Here is a 21,051-nt window from a genome sequence, read left to right on the forward strand (position 1 = left end):
CCAGGTCACTGACCAGAATAGCTGCGTATGGTTAAGGAATGGCTGTCGAACCCCTTCCTGCGAGACCGTCACTAACCACGCGAATTCGGCCAGACTGTGGCCGCATCGACACCGCCCGGGCGCGCGCGGCCGGACTGACCGCGGCAGGGGATGCCCGCCGCGGCTGTTGGCAAGACCGGGGGAACGCTCAGGCGTGGGCCTGGCGCGGCTGCCGGAACACCAGCACGAACAGCACCACGAAGCTGACATTGGCGAGAGCGTTGAGCGGCACGCCGGCTGCGATCGACCCGATCGAATCCACCGCAAACCAGCTGTAGAGCCCGGTCATGGTGATCGAGCGGACGCTCGCCAGGTGCGCGGGCAGCAGATGCTCCGCCAGTTTCCACAGCGTCACGCCCCAGCCGACCATGACGCCGCCGGAAATCGCCATGAAGACGCGGGTTTCGGGCGCTGCCAGCGTTTGCAGCCCATCCAGCGGCCAGATCAACAGATCCGCGAGCATCGCCACCGGCGCGGAGAGCGGCGGCCAGGCGCCGGCGACCAGAAGCAGCCCGAAGCCGATGACGACGGCCGCGGCGGCCTTGAGCCAGGTTTGGGTATGTGCGATGTCCATGTCGAAAACTCCCTTGTTGACCGTGCCATGAGAGCGCCCTGCCCGACGCTGCGCAATTACCTTGAAGGTAAGTGACAGGCCTTGCCGCCGCTCTATGATGGGCCACAGCGGGCTGCTGCAACGAGCACTGCAACCGGCGGCAAAGGAGGCGGCGATGACCACGCAATTCGGAGACCTGCTCAGGCACTGGCGCGAGGCGCGCAAGCTCAGCCAACTCGACCTTGGGCTCAGCGCCAATGTCTCGGCGCGGCACATCTCGTTTCTCGAAACCGGCCGCGCCCGCCCCAGCCGCGCCATGGTGCTCAATCTCGGCGGCGTTCTCGACGTGCCGCGCGGCTCGCGCAACACGATGCTCCACGCGGCGGGCTTCGCACCGAGCTACCGCACACGGGCGATGGACGAGGCCGAGATGGGCCCGATCGCCTCGGCGCTCGACTGGATGCTGGAAAGGCACATGCCCTACCCGGCCATGGTTCTCGACCGCCGCTGGACCATCGTCCGGACCAATCCCATGGCCAGGCTGATGCTCGGCCACCTCGGACTGTCAGCCGACGCGAACCTGGTGGAAGCGCTGCTCGACGAGACCGGGCTGCCGGCGCTGATCGAAAACTGGCAGGAGGTGGCGCAGCACCTGATCCACCGCCTGCGCGCCGAATCCGCCCATCTCGGCGGCGATGAATGGCTCGAGGAGAAGGCAACGAAGCTTGCCGGACGCGTTGATGGTTCCGCGAATGCGCCGGGCGCCGGCAGCGAGGCCGTGATCCCGACACGCTACCGCCTTGGCGACATGACCCTGTCCTTCTTCTCAACGATGAGCCAGTTCTCCACCGCCGAGGACATCGCGCTAGCCGACTGGAGGATCGAACACCTGTTCCCGGCGGATGAACAGACGCGGCAGTTGCTGGTTCGGCTGGCCGCCGACGCGAGCTGAGACCGCTCAATTAGGGCATGAACTGCTCGGCCCTTGACGATATCTAGTCATTTGTTCTGATCCACGGGCCGCCCCATCGCATCAATAAACAAGGTAAAATGTGTACTATTGCTTCCTGAGAGAAATGGAGTAATATATGAAAAATCGTGATCTCTTTCTTTAAGGTTTACTTGGCGTAATTTCTGCCATCTGCGTAAAGAAAATCAGACATGACATTTCAGTTGTTAAATCTCTATTCTTTTTGAGCAATGGAGCGGAGATTGCTTACTACGTACTGATTTCCGCCATCACGGTTTTTCTCGACGGCATTTCGGGATTGTTCAGCAAGGAAACCGAGCCATTGCGCATTTTGGCTTTTGCTGCGGCATTTCCCGCCCTTGTTTCTACCTACACAGCGCCTGAGCGAATCCCCTCCGGTGCAAATCCAGCGACCGCGCCCGCGGTTGGGTCCGCCCCCGTAAACGCGGCCTCGCTTGGTCTTGGAATCGTATCCGCTGCACAAGCCCAGACAACTGACAGTCAACTTGTCTGCGACGAAGGCAGTTTCACCGAACAATTCAGCAAGGCAGCGTGCGACTATTTTTCCAATCAAACCCAGAACACCGACTATTCGGTGGTCGTTGGCTCGGAGCAGGATTTCGACCGCGCGAAGGCTCTGGCCGACGCTTATGCGCGCAGGTCAGGAGATACTGAAATCTATGTCGGCTGCCGCAGGCCGGGAAATCCGTTTTTTCCGGTGATCGCCGGCCCGGCAACCGATGCTGGAACAGCCGCCACCTTCATGGGCGAAGGATGGGCGCCACCCGACACCTATCTCTCGAATTACGCCTACAGGAAGCCGGTTTACGAGGCAAAGACCGAGTAAACCGAAGACCCTGCCCCAGGCAACGGCAACGGACCGGCCCAAGGCAGGCCGAGCCGGTTCACTTCAAAGAGGTCTGGCCATTCCATCCGCCGCAGGCGTGGGAACAAGATCAATCACGCCATCCCGACAGACCGGATAATCTCAGAATTCTTCCCAGGCATCGTCCTTGAGAGCGGTATTACCGTTTGAGATGGCCCTGGGCTGAGAGACCGCCCGTAGAGCGCCGCGCCCCGGGTTTGCGCTTTCGGAGGCACCCGATGTGGTTGCGGCAGAGCGATTGCGATTTTCCGCACCCAGGCGGGATGCGGCAGAACCCGGTTCACGAATGGCGGCACGGCGGTTCAGCTGGAACCTGCTGACCAACTCCTCGAGGCGGTCTGCACCGCGCGCCAGCGCATCACTGACCGAACTCACACCTGAGACCATTGAAGAGTTTTGCTGTGTCATCTGATCCAGCAAGTTTACAGCCGAATTGATCTCCGTCAGGCTTGTCGCCTGTTTCGCGGCAGTGGTGGCGATAGCTTCCACATTGCCGTTGATGGATTCCACAAAGCTCTCGATACGATGTAGCGCGGTTCCCGTTTCCCCGACCAGCCGAACGCCTTCCTTGACCTCGACCGTGGACTTGGCGATCAGCTCGGAAATCTCCTTTGCAGCGGTCGCCGAACGCTGGGCAAGTTCGCGCACCTCTTGCGCAACGACTGCAAATCCCTTTCCGCTTTCGCCGGCCCGGGCGGCCTCGACACCGGCATTCAAGGCAAGCAGGTTGGTCTGGAAGGCAATTTCATCGATGACGCTGATGATGTTGCCAATTTCGCTTGATGCCCCTTCGATGCGCCCCATCGCCGAAACGGTCGCCTTGACCACCTCGACCGATTCCGACGCTGCTGTACGCGTTTCCTGAACCAGGCTGCGCGTGTCTTTCGTGCGCGTGTTCGATTCCGTCACGGTAAGCGTGATTTCCTCGAGCGCCGCCGAGGTCTCTTCAAGTGACGCTGCCTGCTGCTCTGACCGGTGCGCGAGGTTGTTGGCGCTTTCCTTCATTTCCGTACTCTTGGAAGACAGCTCGCTGGTTTCCCTGAGAACCTCGACCAGGGTTTCCTGAAATTTGCCGATCGCCATGTTGAAATCGTCACGAAGATGTTCGAATTCCGGCGTGAATGGCTTATCAATGGTCATGCGGATGTTGCAGTCGGCGAGCCGTCCCAATCCGCTTCCCAGTTCATCAATCGCTGTCACGCGTCCCGTCACATTGGTGGCGAATTTCACGACTTTCATCACCGCCCCGGTGTCATCGAGAATGGGGTTATAGGTCGCCTGGATGTGAACCGCATTGCCGCCTTTGCCAATACGTTTGAACTCGTCGCTGAAGAACTTGCCACTGGAAAGGCTTTTCCAGAAATCCACATAGTCCGCCGTTCCGGAGTAGGACGGATCGCAGAAGATCGAATGGTGCTTGCCGACGATTTCTTCCAGTTTGTAGCCAAGGGTATTCAGAAAGTTGTCATTTGCGGTCAGGATCTTGCCGTCCGGTGTAAACTCGATAATCGCCTGGACCCGTGAAAGCGCTTCAAGTTTGCCATTGCTGTCAAGCTCTCGGCGCTTCGTGGCTGATATATCGGTGGCGAATTTGATCACCTTGTAGGGCTTGCCACCACGCATCACCGGATTGTAGGAAGCCTCGATCCAGATTGCCTCACCCGACTTTGTAAAGCGCTTGTACTGGCGACGATCAAATTTACCTGAAGCAAGGCTCTTCCAGAAGTCTGCATATTCGGGTGAGTTTGCTTCTCTGGGATCCACAAAAATTCTGTGATGCTTGCCTACGATCTCCTTGGCACTGTAGCCAAGAGCTCTGCAGAAGTTCTCATTGGCGGACAAGATTGTGCCGTCAAGGCTGAATTCGATCACCGCCTGGGAGCGATCAATTGCGTCGAGAATGTTTTTGCGGTCGCCGGACTTCAAGAACGAAATGGGCATTTGGTTATCCCTTCAGTTTCGACACAATTTATTTATTTTTGGCTAATTAATGTTTAACGCATATGGCCTGGTCTAGCAGGCGCCACTGCATCAAAATGCGGGTTTGCCAAGGACAAAGGCATGCTTGCAGAGCGGACTGGAAGCGCGAAACTAGCTGATGTGGCAAACGCAATAGAGGCCAGCCTGCCCGGCCCGCAGCCACCGTGCAGGTTTTCAGCCCTTCACATCCAGAAACAGATGCCGGTTGGCGAACCTCAAATTGAGCAGCACCGCCGCCACGCCGAGCCCGATGGCGAGGCCGGCCCAGATGCCGGGGCCGCCGAAGCCCAGGCCGAAGCCCAGCCCGTAGGCCGCCGACAGGCCGACCGGCCAGTAGCTGATCACCGCCATGATCATCGGAACCCGGGTGTCCTTGATGCCGCGCAGCAGGCCCGCGGCAATCGCCTGCACCGCATCGACCAGCTGGAAGGCTGCAGCCACCAGCACCAGCGGCACCGCCACTTTCAGAAGGTCCGCCGCATCGACATTGGCTTCGTCGAGGAACAGGCTGATAAGCTGCTCCGGCAGGATCCAGAACAGGGCTGCCGAGCCGAGCGCGATCAGCACCGAGAGCCCCATCACCGTGTGCGCCGCGCGCGCCAGTCCCTCCATGTCGCCACGGCCATAGGCCTGGCCCACGCGCACGGTTGCGGCGTGCGACAGGCCGAGCGGCACCATGAAGCTGATCGAGGCGAGCTGGATGGCGATGCCGTGGGCGGCGAGCTCCACCGTGCCGAGCCAGCCCATCATCACCGACGCGGCCATGAACAGGCCGACTTCGGCCAGGATGGTGAAGCCGATCGGCAGTCCGAGCCGGAAGACCTCGAAGAAGGCCGGCCATTCCGGCCGCCAGAACCGCTGGAACAGCCGGTAATCGCGGTGCGCCGGATGCAGCAGCGCCCAGCCGGCCATGATCAGGAAGATCACCGTGGAACTGATCACCGAGGCCACCGCCGCGCCGCGCACGCCCATCTCCGGCGCGCCGAAATGGCCGAAGATCAGCGCGTAGTTGAGAACGCCGTTGACCAGGGTGCCGATCAGCGCCGACCACAGCACGATGCTTGCCCGCGAGCGGGCGGCAAAGAATGAGCGCAGCGCCATCATCATCAGCGCCGGGAACATGCCCCATTGCGCGATGCGGATGTAGTCGCTGGCCAGCGCCGCAAGCTCGGGCTTCTGCCCGAGCGCGATGAGCGCCGGTTCCAGCAGCCACAGCAACGGCATCACCACCACCGCGTAGATCAGCAGGATCCACATCCCCATCCTGACCGAGCGGCGCACATGGGTGGGGTCGTTGCGGCCCTCGGCCTGCGCCGCCAGCGGCAGGATCGCGCTCGCAAAGCCCACGCCGAAGATATAGACGATGAAGAAGGCCTGCGAGCCGAGCACCGTGGCCGCCAGTTCCTCGGTGCCGTACCAGCCGAGCATGACCACATCGGTGGTGGCGATCGCGATCTGGGCGATCTGGGTGCCGACCAGCGGCAGGCCGAGCGCCAGCGTCGCCCAGACATGGGCACCCCAACGCTGATCCTTGCCAATGTCCACCGATGATTCGGTCATGAAAAACTCCAAAATCAAAGAACCGCTTATGGTCGGCGGATGCTGTTTTGGCAAGCATCGAAGCGATGACACGCGAACCCTGCGACCCGCCATGGCCGGGCGGGAATGACGCAGATGTGCAACATTCCCTTCCCGCACCGCGAGATCATCATGCGAACGCCGGTGGAAGTGGTGCGCCGCGATGCGCCCGCGGCGGAGTGAAGGCGACAGCGGTTCCGCGCCGCCCCGAAAACGGGCAACATGGCAACCGACCGTCCATTGTCTCCGGCACAAAAAAGCCGGGGACACAGAGGTCCCCGGCAAGGCGGTGAAAACACGATGATGCGCGGAAGGTCAGAATTCCGACCATTCCTGTTCGGCTGCCACTGAGCCGCCGGATGAGAACGCCTGCCTGACCCTGGCGACCATCTTGTGCGCAGGGGAAGGCCGGGCGACCGAAGCATTGGCCGCAGCCACCGGACCGGTGGCCCTACGGTCAGCAGAGGCTGGCGCGCGCGCATACGCGGCTCCTGTGCCGGCAAGCCGGAACCTCTCGACCAGCGATGTCAACCTGTCGGATTCATCGGAAAGCCGGTGTGTGACGGCAGTGGTTTCCTCCACCATGGCGGCATTCTGCTGCGTCACCTGATCCATCTGGCTAACCGCCGTGCTGACTTCCTGCAGACCGCTTGACTGTTCCTTCGCCGCCGTCGCGATCGAATGGATGTGCTCGTTGATCTCGGTGACGAGACCCGCGATGGTAGCCAGCGAAGTGCCGGTCGCCTTGACCAGATCGACACCGCTGTCGACAGCCTCCGAGGATTTGCCGATCAGCGTCTTGATCTCCTTGGCCGCGGTGGCGGAGCGCTGTGCCAGTTCCCTGACTTCCTGGGCGACGACGGCAAAGCCCTTTCCGGCTTCACCGGCACGGGCCGCTTCCACCCCGGCGTTGAGCGCCAGCAGGTTTGTCTGGAAGGCGATCTCGTCGATCACGCCGATGATCTTGGAGATTTCTTCCGACGCGCCCTTGATGTTGCCCATCGCTATCACCGCGTCCGCGACAACACGGGTGGACGTGTCGCTCGCGCTTTTGGCTTCCACCACCTTCTGATTTGCGTCCTGCGAACGGCTCGCGGAACTGGCAACCGTGGAGTTGATTTCCTCGAGCGCCGCCGAACTTTCCTCGAGCGAGGCAGCCTGCCGTTCGGTCCGCTTTGACAGGTCGTCGACCGCGCTGCGCATTTCCTGCGAATGGGCCAGGATGCTGTCGGTGTTGCTTTTGATTTCGCTGAGCGTCTCGCTGAGCTTTTCGACGGAACTGTTGAACGATGTTCGAAGGCTGTCGAGCTCGCCGACGAAAGGCTGCGAGATATGCGCCGTCAGGTCGCCGTCGGCCAGCTTGCCGAGCGCATCGTCGAGCGCGCCGATGGCGGTTTCCAGATTGCGCTTGCGCTCCGCGTCCTGGCGCGCCTGCTCTTCGTGGCGCTGGCGCTCTGCGGCGTCACGTGCATTGGCTTCTTCCTGTTCCCGGCGGGCCTTCTCGACCGCAAGCGCCTGGCAGGCATCGAAGGCGACGGCGATACCGCCGATCTCGTCCTTACGCTCACGGCCTTCGATGACGACACCGGTTTCGCCGCGCGCCAGCGCCTGCAGCGCCGAGACGGTTGCTGCCAGCGGCTTGCCGACGGACCGGGCAACCAGGATGGCGACGACGCCGATGATCAGCATGGCGATGCCGGTCACAAGAACCACCAGCTTGCCGATACTGGCCTTGGCGGTAGCGAGTTCCGCGGCGGTGGCATCGCGACGCTCGGAGAGGAAGGAACGGATTTCGGAGAGCACCGGCTCGATTTCCGCATAGTCCGCAGAAAGCTGCGACCGCAATTCGCGCTCTTCAATCGTCGAGGATGCAAATTGCAGGAAATCGGCCCGGTAGCTGTCGATCAGCGAAAACACCTCATCGCGTTTGCCGGCGGAACCGAACATCGACGCCGGAAACTGCTTGAATTCTGCCACCCGATCGTTGAGGCGTTCGACATACTTCTCCTCGACGCGCATGATGAAATCTTTTTCATGACGCCGCATCATCAGCATTTTCACATTGAGGTCCGGCTGTTCCAGCGTCTCCAGCACGGTTTCGGCTTCCTTGACGGCATCGCGCAGCGATCCCTGCAGTCCGCTTTCCTCGTCAAGACCGAGGATCCGGACCTTCTCGGCCAATTCGTTGAACGTGACGGCGTAACGCTTGAAACCGGTATCCAGCGCCGCCACCTTCTGGTCGAGCTCGGAGGAAAATCCCTGGGAAGCGAGGCTTTGCAACCGCTGGATCTGCGCCTTGGCCGCCGAGGAGACTTCGCCATGCCGGCTGACATCGGTCTCGCGCTTGCGCAGAAGGAAATCCTTCTCGGCCCGCCGCGCCTGCAGCAGCGACATCTCGAGATCCTGATCGAGGATATACAGTTCCTGGATCTTCTCGAGGTCAGTGCGGTAGTCCTGCTCGACCTTGTCGCCAAAATAGAAAATCGAGCCAACCAGCAGCATGCCGAGAATGGCAAGCGGGGCCAGAAGGAAAATGCGGGTTCGAAGTGTCATGAGCACCCTGCCTGGGATCTGGAGTTTGGGGACCGTTCATCGACCCCGAAAACAGGCTTCATGCCATTGCCGGACGTGGGCAGGTCTGGAACCCGCCGATCATTCAATCGAATCTCACGGGGCTTCCCAACGTTTAGTTAAGCAGGACCTAAAACAATTATCGATTATAATTCGCACTCGTGATTTCACACCGGGTTGTTGAAAGTGTCGCAAGCTTCAAGCCGGCCCGACTCGAAGCCGCGGGCGAACCACTCCTTGCGCTGCGCCGAAGTGCCGTGGTTGAAGCTTTCGGGCACCACATAGCCTTGCGTCCGGCGCTGCAGCGTGTCGTCGCCGATCTGTTTGGCGGCGTTGAGCGCCTCTTCCAGATCGCCGCGCTCCAATATGCCCTTCTGCGCCGTGTAATGGCCCCAGATGCCGGCGAAGCAGTCGGCCTGCAGCTCGACCCGGACCGACATCTGGTTCTGCTCGGTCTGGCTCATGGACTGGCGCATCCGGTTGAACTCCGGCAGCACGCCGATCAGGTTCTGCACGTGATGGCCGACCTCGTGGGCGAGCACATAGGCCTGGGCGAAATCGCCGGACGCCTTGAAGCGCTGTGCCAGTTCGTCAAAGAACGTAAGGTCGATATAGACCTTCTGGTCGCCGGGGCAGTAGAACGGGCCGGACGCGGAACTGGCGTTGCCGCAGGCCGACGCCACCGCGCCGGAAAACAGCACCAGCTTGGGCTCGGGATAGTCGAAGCCCTGCGATTTCATCACCCCGTTCCACACGTCCTCCGTCTCGGCCAGAACGGTGGCGACGAATTGCGTCATCTCGTCCTTGCGGGTCTCGGATATCTGGCTACCCGCCCCGGATGGCTGCCCGGTCAGCACCGTGCCTGGATCGCCCCCAAGCATCTGCAGCGGATCGATGCCCATGAACTTGAGCACAAGATAGATGACGCCGATGATCAGGATGGTCTTGAAGCTCAGTCCCGAGCGGCGCATGCCGCCGGACGGCAGCCGCATTCCACCCCGGCCGAAGGGGTTGCCGCCACGCGACGACGTTCCGCGCCGGTCCTCGATATTGTCGCTCTGGCGACGGCCTTTCCAGTCCATGATCTCAACTCTCCCGGCGGGTTTAGATCTTGCTTGTAAGCGCCGCCAGCGGCAGTTTCAACACTCTGCTTGCCGGATCGACTGCTCACGCACTGCGCCGAGAGGATTGTAGCCCGCCTGCGCCAGCGCACGGGCAGCCATCAGCGCCGCGAAGAAAACCGGCAGCAGGGTGAAAAGTTCCGGCACGCCGGTCGTTTCCAGGATGTGCGGCGCGGTGGCCGAAAGGATCCCGGCGGCAAAACGGCTGGCGAAGATTCCCAGGATGGCGATCAGCGAGACGAATTCGCCCTTAACCAGAACACGACCGTCTCCGGCGCAGATCGCCGCCACATTGCGCATCGTTGCCCAGCCGGCGATCGCTCCCAACCCGAGGCCAGTTGCCATCGCAACGAGACTGGCTGCGTTCAAGCCGCCGATAAGCACGGTGATCATCGAAATGCCGATCAGAATCGCCGGCAGCAGCAGCAACCGCCAGACCGGCATCTCCCGGTCGCGCAGGCGGCTGACCCCGAGCGCGATCAGCGCCATGAGCAGCGGCCACACCCAGACCGGCGCGCCGGTAGCGGCCTGAGCCACGATCGGAGCGGAGGCTTGAGCCGGTTCGGCCAGCGCAGTGCCGAACACCACCTCGTGCATGATCCGTCCGGGCAGAAGCGTGAACAGCCCGGCAATGCCGATGGCGCCGAAATAGAGCGATTTGACCAACCGCTGGTGACGGACGAAATTGCGCCGCCGCGCCGAGCGAACCACTTCGACGGCGCTGACCAGCACGACGACCGACAGGATGTGGATCGGCGAGAAGCCGAAAAACAGGTTGATCTCGTGGATGAAGAAGCTCGACAGCGCGGTCAGCACCATCAGCGCGATCCAGAGCCGTCCGGCCATCCGGTGCAGGTAGGTGCCTTTGCGCATGATCAGAATGGCACCGCCGATCAGCGCCGCCGGAACGACGGCTGCGACATGCAACTGGATGGCGGGGCTGGCGTTGAGAAGAGGGTCGAGGGTCATTTCAAGGGTCCGTTGTTGTGGACCGCAGGCGCTGAAAGTCCGAAAGGCCTGCGGTCCGATTGCCAAATCTGCCCCCATCGGCCATGGTCCCGCCCGATCCTCAACGCCTGATGCGCCTGTGACCCGGAGAACTTCGTGAGCGACACGTTGCTGCAATCCACGCTTCGTGAACTGCGCGCACTGCTGATCCGGCCGCGGCTCTGGCTGGTGTTCGCGCTGGTGACCGGGCTGTTCTCCGTAACCGGGCCCTTCGGCAGCTATGAACGGCTGCCGTTCGTTTCACGGCTCGGCTACTGGCTGACCATGAACACGGCTACCTGGGCCACAGCCCTGATCTGCATTTCTTTTGTCAAGGCCGCGCTGATCGCCCGCGTACCGCACCAGATCACCCGCCTGTTCATTGGCGGGGCTGTTTCGGCCCTGCCGGTTGGGCTGGTGATCACGGTGATCAACACCGCAGTGATCAAGTCGCCGCTCAACCTCGATCAGATTGCCGAGAACGTGCTGGTGGCGCTGCCGATTGCCATCGGATTCTGCCTGCTTTCCTGGCTCAGCCTCAGCACCGGCGAACTGGCCGCGGAAAAGCAAGGCGGCGACAACCGGAACCAGGAGCCCGCTTCCACCCCAACATCCGCACCGAACACAGATCGACCTTCTGTCACTGATGTCTCTGGCGGCTTGCCGGACCGCCCTCCACTTCTGGACCGTCTGCCCGCGGACAAGCGCGGCCCGCTGATCCGGCTCGAGGTGCAGGACCACTACGTGCTGGTGGTGACGACCAGGGGCACGGAACTCCTGCTGATGCGGCTTGGCGACGCCATCGCCGAGACCGGCGGCAACACCGGCCAGCAGATCCACCGCTCGCACTGGGTATCCGATACGAGCGTCAAATCGGTGATCCGGGACGGCGGCAGGAACCCGCGGCTGACGGTGCAAACCACCGACGGTCAGGTCCTGCCGGTGAGCCGCAGCCAGATGCCGGACGTCCGCGCCCGCTGGGGCGACCGGATCAGCGGGGCTTGATCCCGATCATTGCGGCAGCGAGCGGTCTGGCCCATCCTGAGCAAAAGACGAGACCAACGGACAGGACCGATGAGCATTAGCCACACATCACGCAGCCCGGCTGCAACGGCGGTTTCCGCCATGCGCGCGCTCATGCTAGCGGCGCTGGTCCTGCCGCTGGCCACGGCCCCGGCCATGGCCGACAAGGCCGCCGTCAAGCGCGGGCAGAAGGTGGTCGACGAATGGTGCCGCGACTGCCACGTCCGCGAGGGCGAAAAACTCACCCCCGACATGGCCCCGCCCTATTCGGATCTGGTCGCAATTCCAAGCCGCGACCGCGCCTGGTTCGAGGCGTTCCTCGAGGCCGACCACTTCCCGATGACCACGTTCCGCCTGTTCGACAACGAGAAGGCCGACGTGGTGGAGTGGCTGCTGGATCTGCAGAAACGGCAGCAGGGCAAGTAGGCCCGACGACAGTCGGCCGGTTTTGCGGCGACAGCATCGTGTCTCAAGCCTGGCCCATCGCCGTCCGGCTCAGACCGGACCGGCTTCCGGGCGCTTGTTCCGGAACTGATACAGCAGCAGGCCGAGGCCCGCGCTCAGCAGAATGGGCGCCAGCGACAGGCCCAGGTTCGCGGCCACCGACCATTGCAGCAGCGGCAGCATGGCGATCAGGTAGAACAGCAGTTGCCGCGGCCCCATGGCCGAATCCGGCGAGCGCTGCCTGAAGGCCCACAGGGCGGCCAGCGCCGACAGCGCCCCGAGATCATACGACAGCGCATAGGGCGTGATCAGCAGGCTGGCGATGACAAGGCAGAGCGACCGGGCGTCCTTGTCCGGCGTCAGCCACAGACTGAGGCCATAGGCCCCGAGCGCCACCACTGCAAAACCGAGATGTAGCGGCAGCGCCGTGGCCGCATCCATCCCTTCAAGCCGCAGCAATCCGTAGACCGAAACCAGCAGATGCAGGAAGCTGCCGCCAAGTTCGCGCATGACAAAGGCCTGGTGCGGCACGGTTTCGGTAATGTATCCCGTCCAGCTCTCGATCCCGAACAAGAGCGACGAGAGCAGCACCAGCGCCACGGTCGCCACGCTCGCGCTGAGGATAACGGTCCAGCGCCGCTCGTAAAGAAGCAGCAGCGGCAACAGAAGCCCAAGCTGCGGCTTGACCGTCAAGAGCCCGATCGCCAGCCCCGCCAGCCAGGGCCGGGTGTCCCTGAGGCCGAGCCCGTAGAGCATCAGCGCACCGATCAGGAACCCGTTCTGGGCGTAGATGATGTTGGCCGCGATGAAGGGCACCAGAAGCAGCGCCGCACTTGCCTCGACCCGCCGGGCGGTGATCGAGACCGCGTGCAGGTAGAGCACGAGCGTGACAGACAGAAAAACGACCAGCGAAACACTGTAGGACATCAGGCCGAGCGGCCATGTCAGCAGCAGATAGCTCGGCGGATAACTCCAGCTGCGCCAGGGAGCATCCGGGCCGAAGACGGCCTGCATCTGGGCAAAATACACCTCGTGCCCACGGAACATCTCGAGCGCATCGCCGCTGAAGACCAGCCGGGAAGCCAGCCAGTAATTGGCAAAGTCCCGGTCCGTCGAGATGATCCAGCCGGGCTCAAACGAGCCGAGCCAATCAAACAGCAGCGCGGCAAGCAGGACCAGGACGCCACCTGCCCCGGCCAGCAGCAGCGGAGAGCCGCGCCCACGCGCTGGTTTGACCGGATCCCTGCCCAATGTCGCCTCATCCTCGAATCATCCCGCACCTACACACAAGCCTAGCCACCCGGAGAGCAAGGCAAAAGCCCGCCGGGACGAGAACTTGCCCACTAAATCGGACAGGATCTCCCGGTCCGCACCGATCAGCAACTTGAAATCTGCCAAACGGCCCGCGTTCGAGCCTCGCTTCATTGGCCACTGCGTTACGCCGGTTCACGAAGCTCCACCGCGCCCACCCACTTTCCCTTGAACAACACCGTTTTGGGGTTCCATCCGTCCCGGCATTTCCCTATAAGCCGCGTCTAGCCTCAGATATTGCGCATGGCGTCTCCCGGATGATCGATCTCCGACGGGGGCTTTTTGCGCGAAGCCTGCTCAACAGGGACCCGGACCATGCCAAAACGTACCGATATCAAGTCGATCCTCATCATCGGTGCAGGGCCGATTGTCATCGGTCAGGCCTGCGAGTTCGACTATTCGGGCACCCAGGCCGTCAAGGCGCTGAAGGAAGAGGGCTACCGGGTCATCCTGGTCAACTCGAACCCGGCGACGATCATGACCGATCCGGGCCTCGCCGACGCCACCTATATCGAGCCGATCACGCCTGAAGTGGTCGCCAAGATCATCGCGCGGGAACGCCCCGACGCGCTGCTGCCGACCATGGGCGGCCAGACCGCGCTCAACACCGCGCTGTCCTTGAAGCGCATGGGCGTGCTCGAGCGCTACAATGTCGAGATGATCGGCGCCAAGCCCGCGGCCATCGACATGGCCGAGGACCGGGCCCTGTTCCGCGAGGCGATGGCCCGCATCGGACTCGAGACCCCGCGCTCGTTCCTCGCCAACGCCACCGAGATCAAGGACACCGACCGCAAGCTGCACGAGGCCGAGCGGGCAGCACTTCGCGCCAGGCTCAGCGGCGACGAGCTCGACACCGCGCTCGACGCGCTGGAAAACACCTGGAACTTGGGCGAATCCGATCGCAAGCAGCGCTACATGAGCCACGCCATGGCCCAGGCCGCCCAGGCGCTCGACCTGATCGGCCTGCCGGCCATCATCCGCCCCTCCTTCACCATGGGCGGCACCGGCGGCGGCATTGCCTACAACCGCTCGGAATTCTTCGACATCATCGAGCGCGGGCTTGATGCCTCGCCGACCACCGAGGTGCTGATCGAGGAATCGGTGCTCGGCTGGAAGGAATACGAGATGGAGGTGGTGCGCGACACCGCCGACAACTGCATCATCATCTGCTCGATCGAGAATCTCGACCCGATGGGCGTGCACACCGGCGATTCGATCACCGTGGCGCCGGCGCTGACGCTGACGGACAAGGAATACCAGATCATGCGCAACGCCTCGATCGCGGTGCTGCGCGAGATCGGGGTCGAGACCGGTGGCTCCAACGTGCAGTTCGCCGTCAACCCGGCCGACGGCCGCCTGGTGGTGATCGAGATGAACCCCCGCGTCTCGCGCTCCTCGGCGCTCGCCTCGAAGGCCACCGGCTTCCCCATCGCCAAGGTCGCGGCCAAGCTCGCCGTCGGCTATACGCTGGATGAACTGGAAAACGACATCACGCAGGGCGCGACGCCGGCCTCGTTCGAACCCTCGATCGACTATGTCGTCACCAAGATCCCGCGCTTTGCCTTCGAGAAGTTCCCCGGCGCAGAGCCGCTTCTGACCACCGCGATGAAGTCGGTGGGCGAAGTCATGGCCATCGGCCGCACCTTTGCCGAGAGCCTGCAGAAAGCGCTGCGCGGGCTCGAGACCGGCCTCACCGGCCTCGACGAGATCGAGATCCCCGGCCTGGGCGAAGGCGACGACGACAACGCCATCAAGGCCGCCATCGGCACGCCGACGCCGGACCGGCTCAGGATGGTGGCGCAGGCGCTCAGGCTCGGCATGAGCGCCGAGGAAGTGCATGCGATCTGCAAGATCGATCCGTGGTTCCTGGCCCAGATCGAGGAGATCCTCGCCATGGAGGCCCGCATCCGCGAGCACGGCCTGCCGACCGACGCCGAAAACCTGCGGCTGATCAAGTCGATGGGCTTTTCCGATGCGCGGCTCGGCTCGCTCACCGGCAAGCGCGGCCATGAAGTGGCCAAGGCCCGCCGCGCCCTGGGCGTGCGGCCGGTCTACAAGCGCATCGACACCTGCGCCGCCGAATTCGCCTCGCCCACCGCCTACATGTACTCGACCTATGAAGTGCCGTTTGCCGGTAACCTCGCCTGCGAGGCGCGCGTCTCCGACCGCACCAAGGTGGTCATCCTCGGCGGCGGCCCCAACCGCATCGGCCAGGGCATCGAGTTCGACTATTGCTGCTGCCACGCCGCCTTCGCACTGAAGGATGCCGGCTACGAGGCGATCATGGTCAACTGCAACCCGGAAACCGTGTCGACCGACTACGACACCTCCGACCGGCTCTATTTCGATCCGCTGACCGACGAGGACGTGCTCGAGATCCTGACCAAGGAACAGGAAGCGGGCACGCTGCTCGGCGTCATCGTCCAGTTCGGCGGCCAGACCCCGCTCAAGCTCGCCGACGCGCTGGAAAAGGCCGGCATCCCGATCCTCGGCACCGCACCCGACATGATCGACCTTGCCGAGGACCGCGACCGCTTCCAGAAGCTGCTGCACAAGCTCGACCTGGTCCAGCCCAACAACGGCATCGCCTATTCGGTCGAGCAGGCCCGGCTGGTCGCCACCGACATCGGCTTCCCGCTGGTCGTCCGCCCGTCCTACGTGCTTGGCGGCCGCGCCATGCAGATCATCCGCGACGAGGCCAACCTGTCGAACTACCTGCTCGGCACCGTGCCCGAACTGGTGCCCGAGGACATCAAGGCGCGCTACCCGAACGACAAGACCGGCCAGATCAACACCTTGCTCGGCACCAACCCGCTGCTGTTCGACAGCTACCTGACCAACGCCATCGAAGTCGATGTCGACTGTCTGTGCGACGGCACGTCGGTGAACGTCACCGGCATTATGGAGCACATCGAGGAAGCCGGCATCCACTCGGGCGACTCGGCCTGCTCGCTGCCGGTTCACACGCTGTCGCCCGAGATGGTCGACCGGCTCGAGACCCAGACCATCGCGCTGGCGAAAGCGCTCAATGTCGGCGGCCTGATGAACGTGCAATACGCGATCAAGGACGACGTGATCTACGTGCTCGAAGTCAACCCGCGCGCCTCGCGCACGGTGCCCTTCGTCGCCAAGACCGTCGGCTCCCCGATCGCCAAGGTCGCGGCCCGGGTGATGACCGGCGAGAAACTCGCCGACGCCTTCGCCGCCTACGGCGCGGTCCCCGACCACCGCAAGCTCACCCATATCGCGGTCAAGGAAGCCGTCTTCCCGTTTGCCAAGTTCCCCGGCGTCGACACGTTGCTCGGACCGGAAATGCGCTCGACCGGTGAGGTCATGGGCCTCGATCGCGATTATGCGCTGGCCTTCGCCAAGGCGCAGCTCGGCGCCGGCGTCGACCTGCCGCGCTCGGGCGCGGTGTTCGTCTCGGTCCGCGACGAGGACAAGCCGCGCGTGATCCAGGCCATCCGCATTCTGGTCGACAATGGCTTCAGGGTGATGGCGACTTCGGGCACCGCCGATTATCTGCGTTCCGAGGGTTTCGAGGTCGAGCACGTCAACAAGGTGCTCGAGGGCCGCCCGCACATCGAGGACGCGATCAGGAACAGGCAAGTGCAGCTGGTGATCAACACCACCGAAGGCGCCAAGACCATCTCGGATTCGAAATCGCTCCGCCGCGCAGCACTGATGCAGAAGGTCCCCTACTTCACCACCATGGCCGGCAGCCTGTCCGCCGCCCAGGCTATCGCCGCACTGAAGGCCGGAAACCTCGAAGTGCACCCGCTGCAGAGCTATTTTTCGGCGGCTTGAGGATGAAATGAGGGCCGGTTCAGAACCGGCCCTGCGCCCGGGCGAGTGAAGCCATGCGCAAGCCGAAGAAGATGGACACGACCGCAATCAGACTTGCTCCGCCGAACACCGCCAGCATCGCCGCCCGCAACACTGCGTCAGGCACGCTTTCGGCAAAGCCCATGCTATTGGCGACGAGACCGAAGAACGCCGCTCCGATGGCATAGCCGGCCGATTGCAGCGTCGGCAGCATCGCCGACGTGCGGTCGCGCTCGGCGTCGTCCGACAGCTCCATCATCAGCTGGCTCAAGGTTCCCCAACTGACGCCGAAACCGGCACCGGAGACGATTTGGGCCGGAAGCACCAGCCAGAGCGCCCCGCTCGCACTCGCAACCGTCAGCCCTGCAAGCCCTACGGCTAACAGCACAGGTCCGCCAAGCAGCAGACGATGGCGCGCGGACCGGGACCGAAGGCTCGCCACGGCGATCGCGGTGAAGCTCCAGCTGATAGCCAGCACCGCGCTGAGCGCACCGGCAGCGGTCGGGCGAAGATCCCACAGGTGTTGCAGCGCATAGACAAGGAACACAGAGCCCGCCGCATGCGCAAGCGGCATCAGAATCACGACCCAGAACCCCGTACCGAGCGGAGTGTCGAACCCGAAGGCCTGCCGCGGCAGCACCGGGTTGCGCGACCGGAGATCGCTGCGCACGGCCAGCACCAGGGTCACACCCGCGGCCAGAAGCAGCGCTGACATGTACGACAGCCGGTCGATCGTGCCGGACACGGAAATCATGAGGATCGCCGTTCCCGCCGCCACGAGCCGCGCAAACGGGATGGCGCTGCGCGTGTGGATCACCGGACCACGCCGGGGAACGATCATGACGACAAGCACGGCAAAGATCGCCGCCGCCGGTACGCTGATGAAGAAGGCCGCACGCCACGACCAGTATTCGGTGAGCGCTCCGGCAAGAACCGGACCGGCGAAGGCGGCGACCGCCCAGACGATGGCTTCCGCGCCGAACACCTTGGGCACCAGGCGCGACGGGAACAGTTCGGGAATGAGCGCATAGCACAAAGCCGCGACGACCCCCTCGCCCGCCCCCTGCAAGAGCCTCCCGGCCAGCACCTCCGTCATGCTGCCGGCGGTGGTGGCGAGCAGGGTTCCGGCCACGAACACGGCGGCAGAAGCGAGAAGCGTAGCGCGGGCGCCAAACCGCCGCTTCATGTCTGCCGCCATCATCCCGCCGACGATCGCAAACACCAGGTAGAGGGTCAAAGCCCAGGACAAAAGCGTCGCACCGCCAAGTTCGCTCACGGCCGTGGGCAGCGCGGTTGAAATGAAGAACTCGTTGAAGGCGAACAGTCCCACCCCCAGGCACAGGGTCGTGGTCGCCGCCAGGTTCCGGGGCTGCAACAATTCCCCCCAGCCGCCGGGCAGATCCGGATCGCGTCGGTCCGAGACCTCTTTCAGGTCGCTCTCAAGTTCGGTCATGCACAGCGTCTCCACACAAGGAGATCGAGTGATACTCCCTCAAGTCCACTTGAGGTAAAGCACTTTTTTCCGGAACTTTGCCGCGGCATGCCCGAACTGCATTCGCCGGCATTTCACGCCTTGCCCGCAGGCAGAGGCTGGCGGAAACGGCGGTGGATCGCAGGCGAGCGGATCAGGTAGGTCGCAAGCCCGACATAGAGGGCAAATTCCGCGAGCATGATCGTCACGCCCGTCACCCCGCCGCCAAAGGCTCCGAAGTCGATGGTTTCGACGAAACAGAGCGTAGCGAGCACGGCATACATCGTGATGCTCGCATGAGGCGTGTGCGGCCATCGGCCAAGGTAGCCGAAAACGAAAATGGCCCCGGTGAGCACGAGGGCGAAGAAATGCTGAAACTGCAGGCCCGCGGGAAAACCGCTGTTTTGCAGTCCCAGGTTCAGATTCGGGAACACATACTCGATCATCCCCAGGACTCGCCAGCAGAGCAGACCGGTCGAAACTGCAAGCAGTGCCTTTGGCAGGAATTTGTCGAGCGCATCCACGAAACCATCCCTCAAACTGCTGTTGCATTTCCACGGCGGTGAACGGTCGGCACACTGATCAAAACTGGCCTTGCATGAGCCGGCGCCACCTCGTTCCGCTGCCCGCATGGAACCATTTTTTCGTGCTCGGCGCCAGATTGAAGGTCCCGGATCACACGGCAGGCCCACCACGAGATTATCCGGCATGCCACCTCAGATTGCCGCCTCCCCGCCTTCGCGTATCCTTCCGGCGGTGGAGGGCCGTCCCATGGCCAAAAACATCGTCATACTGCTGGACGGCACGTCGAACCAGATTTCCGGCGACCGCACCAATGTGTTGAGACTCTATGGCTCGCTCAAGCGGTCGAGGAGCCAGCTGGTGTTCTACCAGCCCGGCGTCGGCACCTTCGTGCTCAGCGGCTGGTGGCAGCAGCTGAAATCGAAGACCCGCATCGTGCTCGGGCTTGCCACCGGCGCCGGCATTGCCGACAACGTGATGCAGGCCTACGAATTCCTGGTCAGGCACCATGGATATGGTGGCCGGATCTATATTTTCGGCTTCTCCCGCGGCGCCTGCACCGCCCGGCTGCACGCCCGCTTCATCCGCAATTTCGGCTGGTCAGGGAAGAGCAGTTGCAGCTGGTGCACTATGCCTGGCGCGCCTGATCCGCTGGCCGACATCAAAAATTCGATGAACTTCGCCTGGGGCTTCGTCGAGTTCCTGCCGCGCAAGCTGCCGAAGACCTCGTTCTACCGGCAACTGCAGATCGGCAGGGTCTACTGACCGGTGTTCGATTGCCGCCGCGTGCCCGAGGGGGCCCCAAGCTGCACGAAGCGGTGATCGAGCGGCTTGAGAAACGCGCCGATTACAAGCCGCCGAACCTGCCCGTGAAATATGAAGTGGTGAAAACGCGGCCGGCGCCGGGGGCGTGAGCATTGAGAAGACAGTCACTGAGCCCACCTATCTCCCCCCTTGCGGGGGAGATGTCTGCGTAGCAGACAGAGGGGGGTGGGCATTTCGAGTTACCATTGAGCCAGCGACCGGAGTGAGATCACCCCCCCTCTGTCACTTCGTGACATCTCCCCCGCAAGGGGGGAGATTGGGACCCGGCAGGAACTGCCCCACCACGAACCCTGCCGTCTGGAAAGTCTACTTCCCGGTCTTGGCGATCCAGTCGGCAAAGCTGCCGAGCCAGCCTTCGAGGAAGCTCTTCGTCGCCTCGTCGGTAATCGCACCACCGGCATCGTAATGCTCGGGCTTGAAGGCGTAGTAGAGTTCCGGCTGCCCCATCACCGCGGTGCCGACGGCGACCATGGTGGTGCGCAGCTGATGCTGGGCGATGGCAGTGCCGATGGCGCCGGGCGAGGCACCGGTGATCGCCAGCGGCTTTCCGCCCCAGGAGTTCTTGCCCCAGGGGCGCGCCGCCCAGTCGATGGCGTCCTTGAGCACGCCGGGATAGGTGCGGGAATATTCGGGCGTGACGATCAGCACAGCATCAGCCGCGTCGATGGTGGCCTTGAGCTCCGTGACCGCTTCCGGCGGGTTCTCCCACAGGTCGTCATTGTAGTGCGGCAGGCTGGCAAGATCGGCATAGACGAACTCCAGCTTGCCGGCGGCCAGTTTTTCCAGGCCCTGGGCGAACTTGCGATTGATCGAATCCTTGCGCAGCGAGCCAACCAGGACAGCAACTTTTGTCATCGGGATTTCCTTGTATAAAAAAGTGACTGACGCTACTTATGAAACCGTATCACCGGCCACAAGACGGCACTTTTTTGAACCTGAGGCACC

General features: G+C 63.0%; 15 protein-coding genes and 1 pseudogene. 6 read left to right on the top strand and 10 right to left on the bottom strand.

The annotated features are described in order from the left end of the window. Nucleotides 1-187: 187 nt before the first annotated feature. Nucleotides 188-613 (bottom strand): hypothetical protein, encoded by a 426-nt coding sequence (locus O4H62_RS14525; RefSeq protein ID WP_269388870.1) that lies wholly within the window; start codon nt 611-613, stop codon nt 188-190. Between the two features lie 154 nt (nt 614-767). On the opposite strand from O4H62_RS14525, the gene O4H62_RS14530 reads away from it, so the two are divergent. Further along, nucleotides 768-1,544, top strand: coding sequence for a helix-turn-helix domain-containing protein (locus O4H62_RS14530; protein ID WP_269388871.1), 777 nt, complete (start codon nt 768-770; stop codon nt 1,542-1,544). Nucleotides 1,545-1,785: 241 nt separating this feature from the next. Continuing rightward, nucleotides 1,786-2,409 (top strand): hypothetical protein, encoded by a 624-nt coding sequence (locus tag O4H62_RS14535; protein WP_269388872.1) that lies wholly within the window; start codon nt 1,786-1,788, stop codon nt 2,407-2,409. 141 nt (nt 2,410-2,550) lie between these two features. Here O4H62_RS14535 and O4H62_RS14540 read toward each other — a convergent pair whose 3' ends face one another. The 5 genes and pseudogenes from O4H62_RS14540 to O4H62_RS26525 form a co-directional block, all read right to left on the bottom strand. Next, on the bottom strand, nt 2,551-4,389 hold the full coding sequence (locus tag O4H62_RS14540) for a methyl-accepting chemotaxis protein (protein WP_269388873.1): 1,839 nt from the start codon (nt 4,387-4,389) through the stop codon (nt 2,551-2,553). Between the two features lie 213 nt (nt 4,390-4,602). Beyond that, complete coding sequence (locus O4H62_RS14545) at nt 4,603-5,988, bottom strand: MATE family efflux transporter (protein ID WP_269388874.1); 1,386 nt, start codon at nt 5,986-5,988, stop codon at nt 4,603-4,605. A gap of 333 nt (nt 5,989-6,321) precedes the next feature. Further along, nucleotides 6,322-8,559, bottom strand: a complete 2,238-nt coding sequence (locus tag O4H62_RS14550; protein ID WP_269388876.1) for a methyl-accepting chemotaxis protein — start codon at nt 8,557-8,559, stop codon at nt 6,322-6,324. 185 nt (nt 8,560-8,744) lie between these two features. Next, on the bottom strand, nt 8,745-9,659 hold the full coding sequence (gene ypfJ / locus O4H62_RS14555; RefSeq protein ID WP_269388878.1) for a KPN_02809 family neutral zinc metallopeptidase: 915 nt from the start codon (nt 9,657-9,659) through the stop codon (nt 8,745-8,747). Between the two features lie 573 nt (nt 9,660-10,232). Beyond that, nucleotides 10,233-10,667 (bottom strand): annotated as a pseudogene (locus O4H62_RS26525) (DUF2306 domain-containing protein); the annotation flags it as partial. Nucleotides 10,668-10,802: 135 nt separating this feature from the next. On the opposite strand from O4H62_RS26525, the gene O4H62_RS14565 reads away from it, so the two are divergent. Next, nucleotides 10,803-11,690 carry a LytTR family DNA-binding domain-containing protein gene (locus tag O4H62_RS14565; RefSeq protein ID WP_269388880.1) on the top strand — a complete coding sequence of 296 codons (888 nt, stop codon included), beginning with the start codon at nt 10,803-10,805 and terminating at the stop codon, nt 11,688-11,690. Nucleotides 11,691-11,759: 69 nt separating this feature from the next. Beyond that, the gene (locus O4H62_RS14570; protein ID WP_269388882.1) at nt 11,760-12,134 is read left to right on the top strand and encodes a c-type cytochrome; all 375 of its coding nucleotides are present in this window, start codon (nt 11,760-11,762) and stop codon (nt 12,132-12,134) included. Nucleotides 12,135-12,203: 69 nt separating this feature from the next. On the opposite strand, the gene O4H62_RS14575 is transcribed toward O4H62_RS14570, so the two are convergent. Continuing rightward, nucleotides 12,204-13,403, bottom strand: a complete 1,200-nt coding sequence (locus tag O4H62_RS14575; protein WP_269388884.1) for a glycosyltransferase family 87 protein — start codon at nt 13,401-13,403, stop codon at nt 12,204-12,206. Nucleotides 13,404-13,778: 375 nt separating this feature from the next. Between O4H62_RS14575 and carB the strand changes: the two genes are divergently transcribed. Further along, nucleotides 13,779-17,270 (top strand): carbamoyl-phosphate synthase large subunit, encoded by a 3,492-nt coding sequence (carB, locus tag O4H62_RS14580; protein WP_269388886.1) that lies wholly within the window; start codon nt 13,779-13,781, stop codon nt 17,268-17,270. A gap of 19 nt (nt 17,271-17,289) precedes the next feature. Here the strand turns inward: carB and O4H62_RS14585 are convergent, their stop codons facing one another. Next, complete coding sequence (locus O4H62_RS14585; protein ID WP_430538448.1) at nt 17,290-18,720, bottom strand: MFS transporter; 1,431 nt, start codon at nt 18,718-18,720, stop codon at nt 17,290-17,292. Nucleotides 18,721-18,854: 134 nt separating this feature from the next. Then, nucleotides 18,855-19,283, bottom strand: coding sequence for a hypothetical protein (locus O4H62_RS14590; protein WP_269388889.1), 429 nt, complete (start codon nt 19,281-19,283; stop codon nt 18,855-18,857). Nucleotides 19,284-19,530: 247 nt separating this feature from the next. On the opposite strand from O4H62_RS14590, the gene O4H62_RS14595 reads away from it, so the two are divergent. After that, the gene (locus O4H62_RS14595) at nt 19,531-20,046 is read left to right on the top strand and encodes a T6SS phospholipase effector Tle1-like catalytic domain-containing protein (protein WP_269388891.1); all 516 of its coding nucleotides are present in this window, start codon (nt 19,531-19,533) and stop codon (nt 20,044-20,046) included. A gap of 366 nt (nt 20,047-20,412) precedes the next feature. Here O4H62_RS14595 and O4H62_RS14600 read toward each other — a convergent pair whose 3' ends face one another. Further along, the gene (locus O4H62_RS14600) at nt 20,413-20,961 is read right to left on the bottom strand and encodes an NADPH-dependent FMN reductase (protein ID WP_269388893.1); all 549 of its coding nucleotides are present in this window, start codon (nt 20,959-20,961) and stop codon (nt 20,413-20,415) included. Nucleotides 20,962-21,051 lie beyond the last annotated feature (90 nt).

This window comes from Parahoeflea alexandrii, assembly GCF_027214025.1.
GTDB classification, from domain to species: domain Bacteria; phylum Pseudomonadota; class Alphaproteobacteria; order Rhizobiales; family Rhizobiaceae; genus Hoeflea; species Hoeflea alexandrii_A.

Bases quoted from the DNA above. Each gene is read 5' to 3' on its own strand.
- O4H62_RS14525 (WP_269388870.1), bottom strand. From the start codon at position 613: ATGGACATCGCACATACCCAAACCTGGCTCAAGGCCGCCGCGGCCGTC.
- O4H62_RS14530 (WP_269388871.1), top strand. From the start codon at position 768: ATGACCACGCAATTCGGAGACCTGCTCAGGCACTGGCGCGAGGCGCGC.
- O4H62_RS14540 (WP_269388873.1), bottom strand. From the start codon at position 4,389: ATGCCCATTTCGTTCTTGAAGTCCGGCGACCGCAAAAACATTCTCGAC.
- O4H62_RS14545 (WP_269388874.1), bottom strand. From the start codon at position 5,988: ATGACCGAATCATCGGTGGACATTGGCAAGGATCAGCGTTGGGGTGCC.
- O4H62_RS14550 (WP_269388876.1), bottom strand. From the start codon at position 8,559: ATGACACTTCGAACCCGCATTTTCCTTCTGGCCCCGCTTGCCATTCTC.
- ypfJ (WP_269388878.1), bottom strand. From the start codon at position 9,659: ATGGACTGGAAAGGCCGTCGCCAGAGCGACAATATCGAGGACCGGCGC.
- O4H62_RS14570 (WP_269388882.1), top strand. From the start codon at position 11,760: ATGAGCATTAGCCACACATCACGCAGCCCGGCTGCAACGGCGGTTTCC.
- carB (WP_269388886.1), top strand. From the start codon at position 13,779: ATGCCAAAACGTACCGATATCAAGTCGATCCTCATCATCGGTGCAGGG.
- O4H62_RS14595 (WP_269388891.1), top strand. From the start codon at position 19,531: ATGGCCAAAAACATCGTCATACTGCTGGACGGCACGTCGAACCAGATT.
- O4H62_RS14600 (WP_269388893.1), bottom strand. From the start codon at position 20,961: ATGACAAAAGTTGCTGTCCTGGTTGGCTCGCTGCGCAAGGATTCGATC.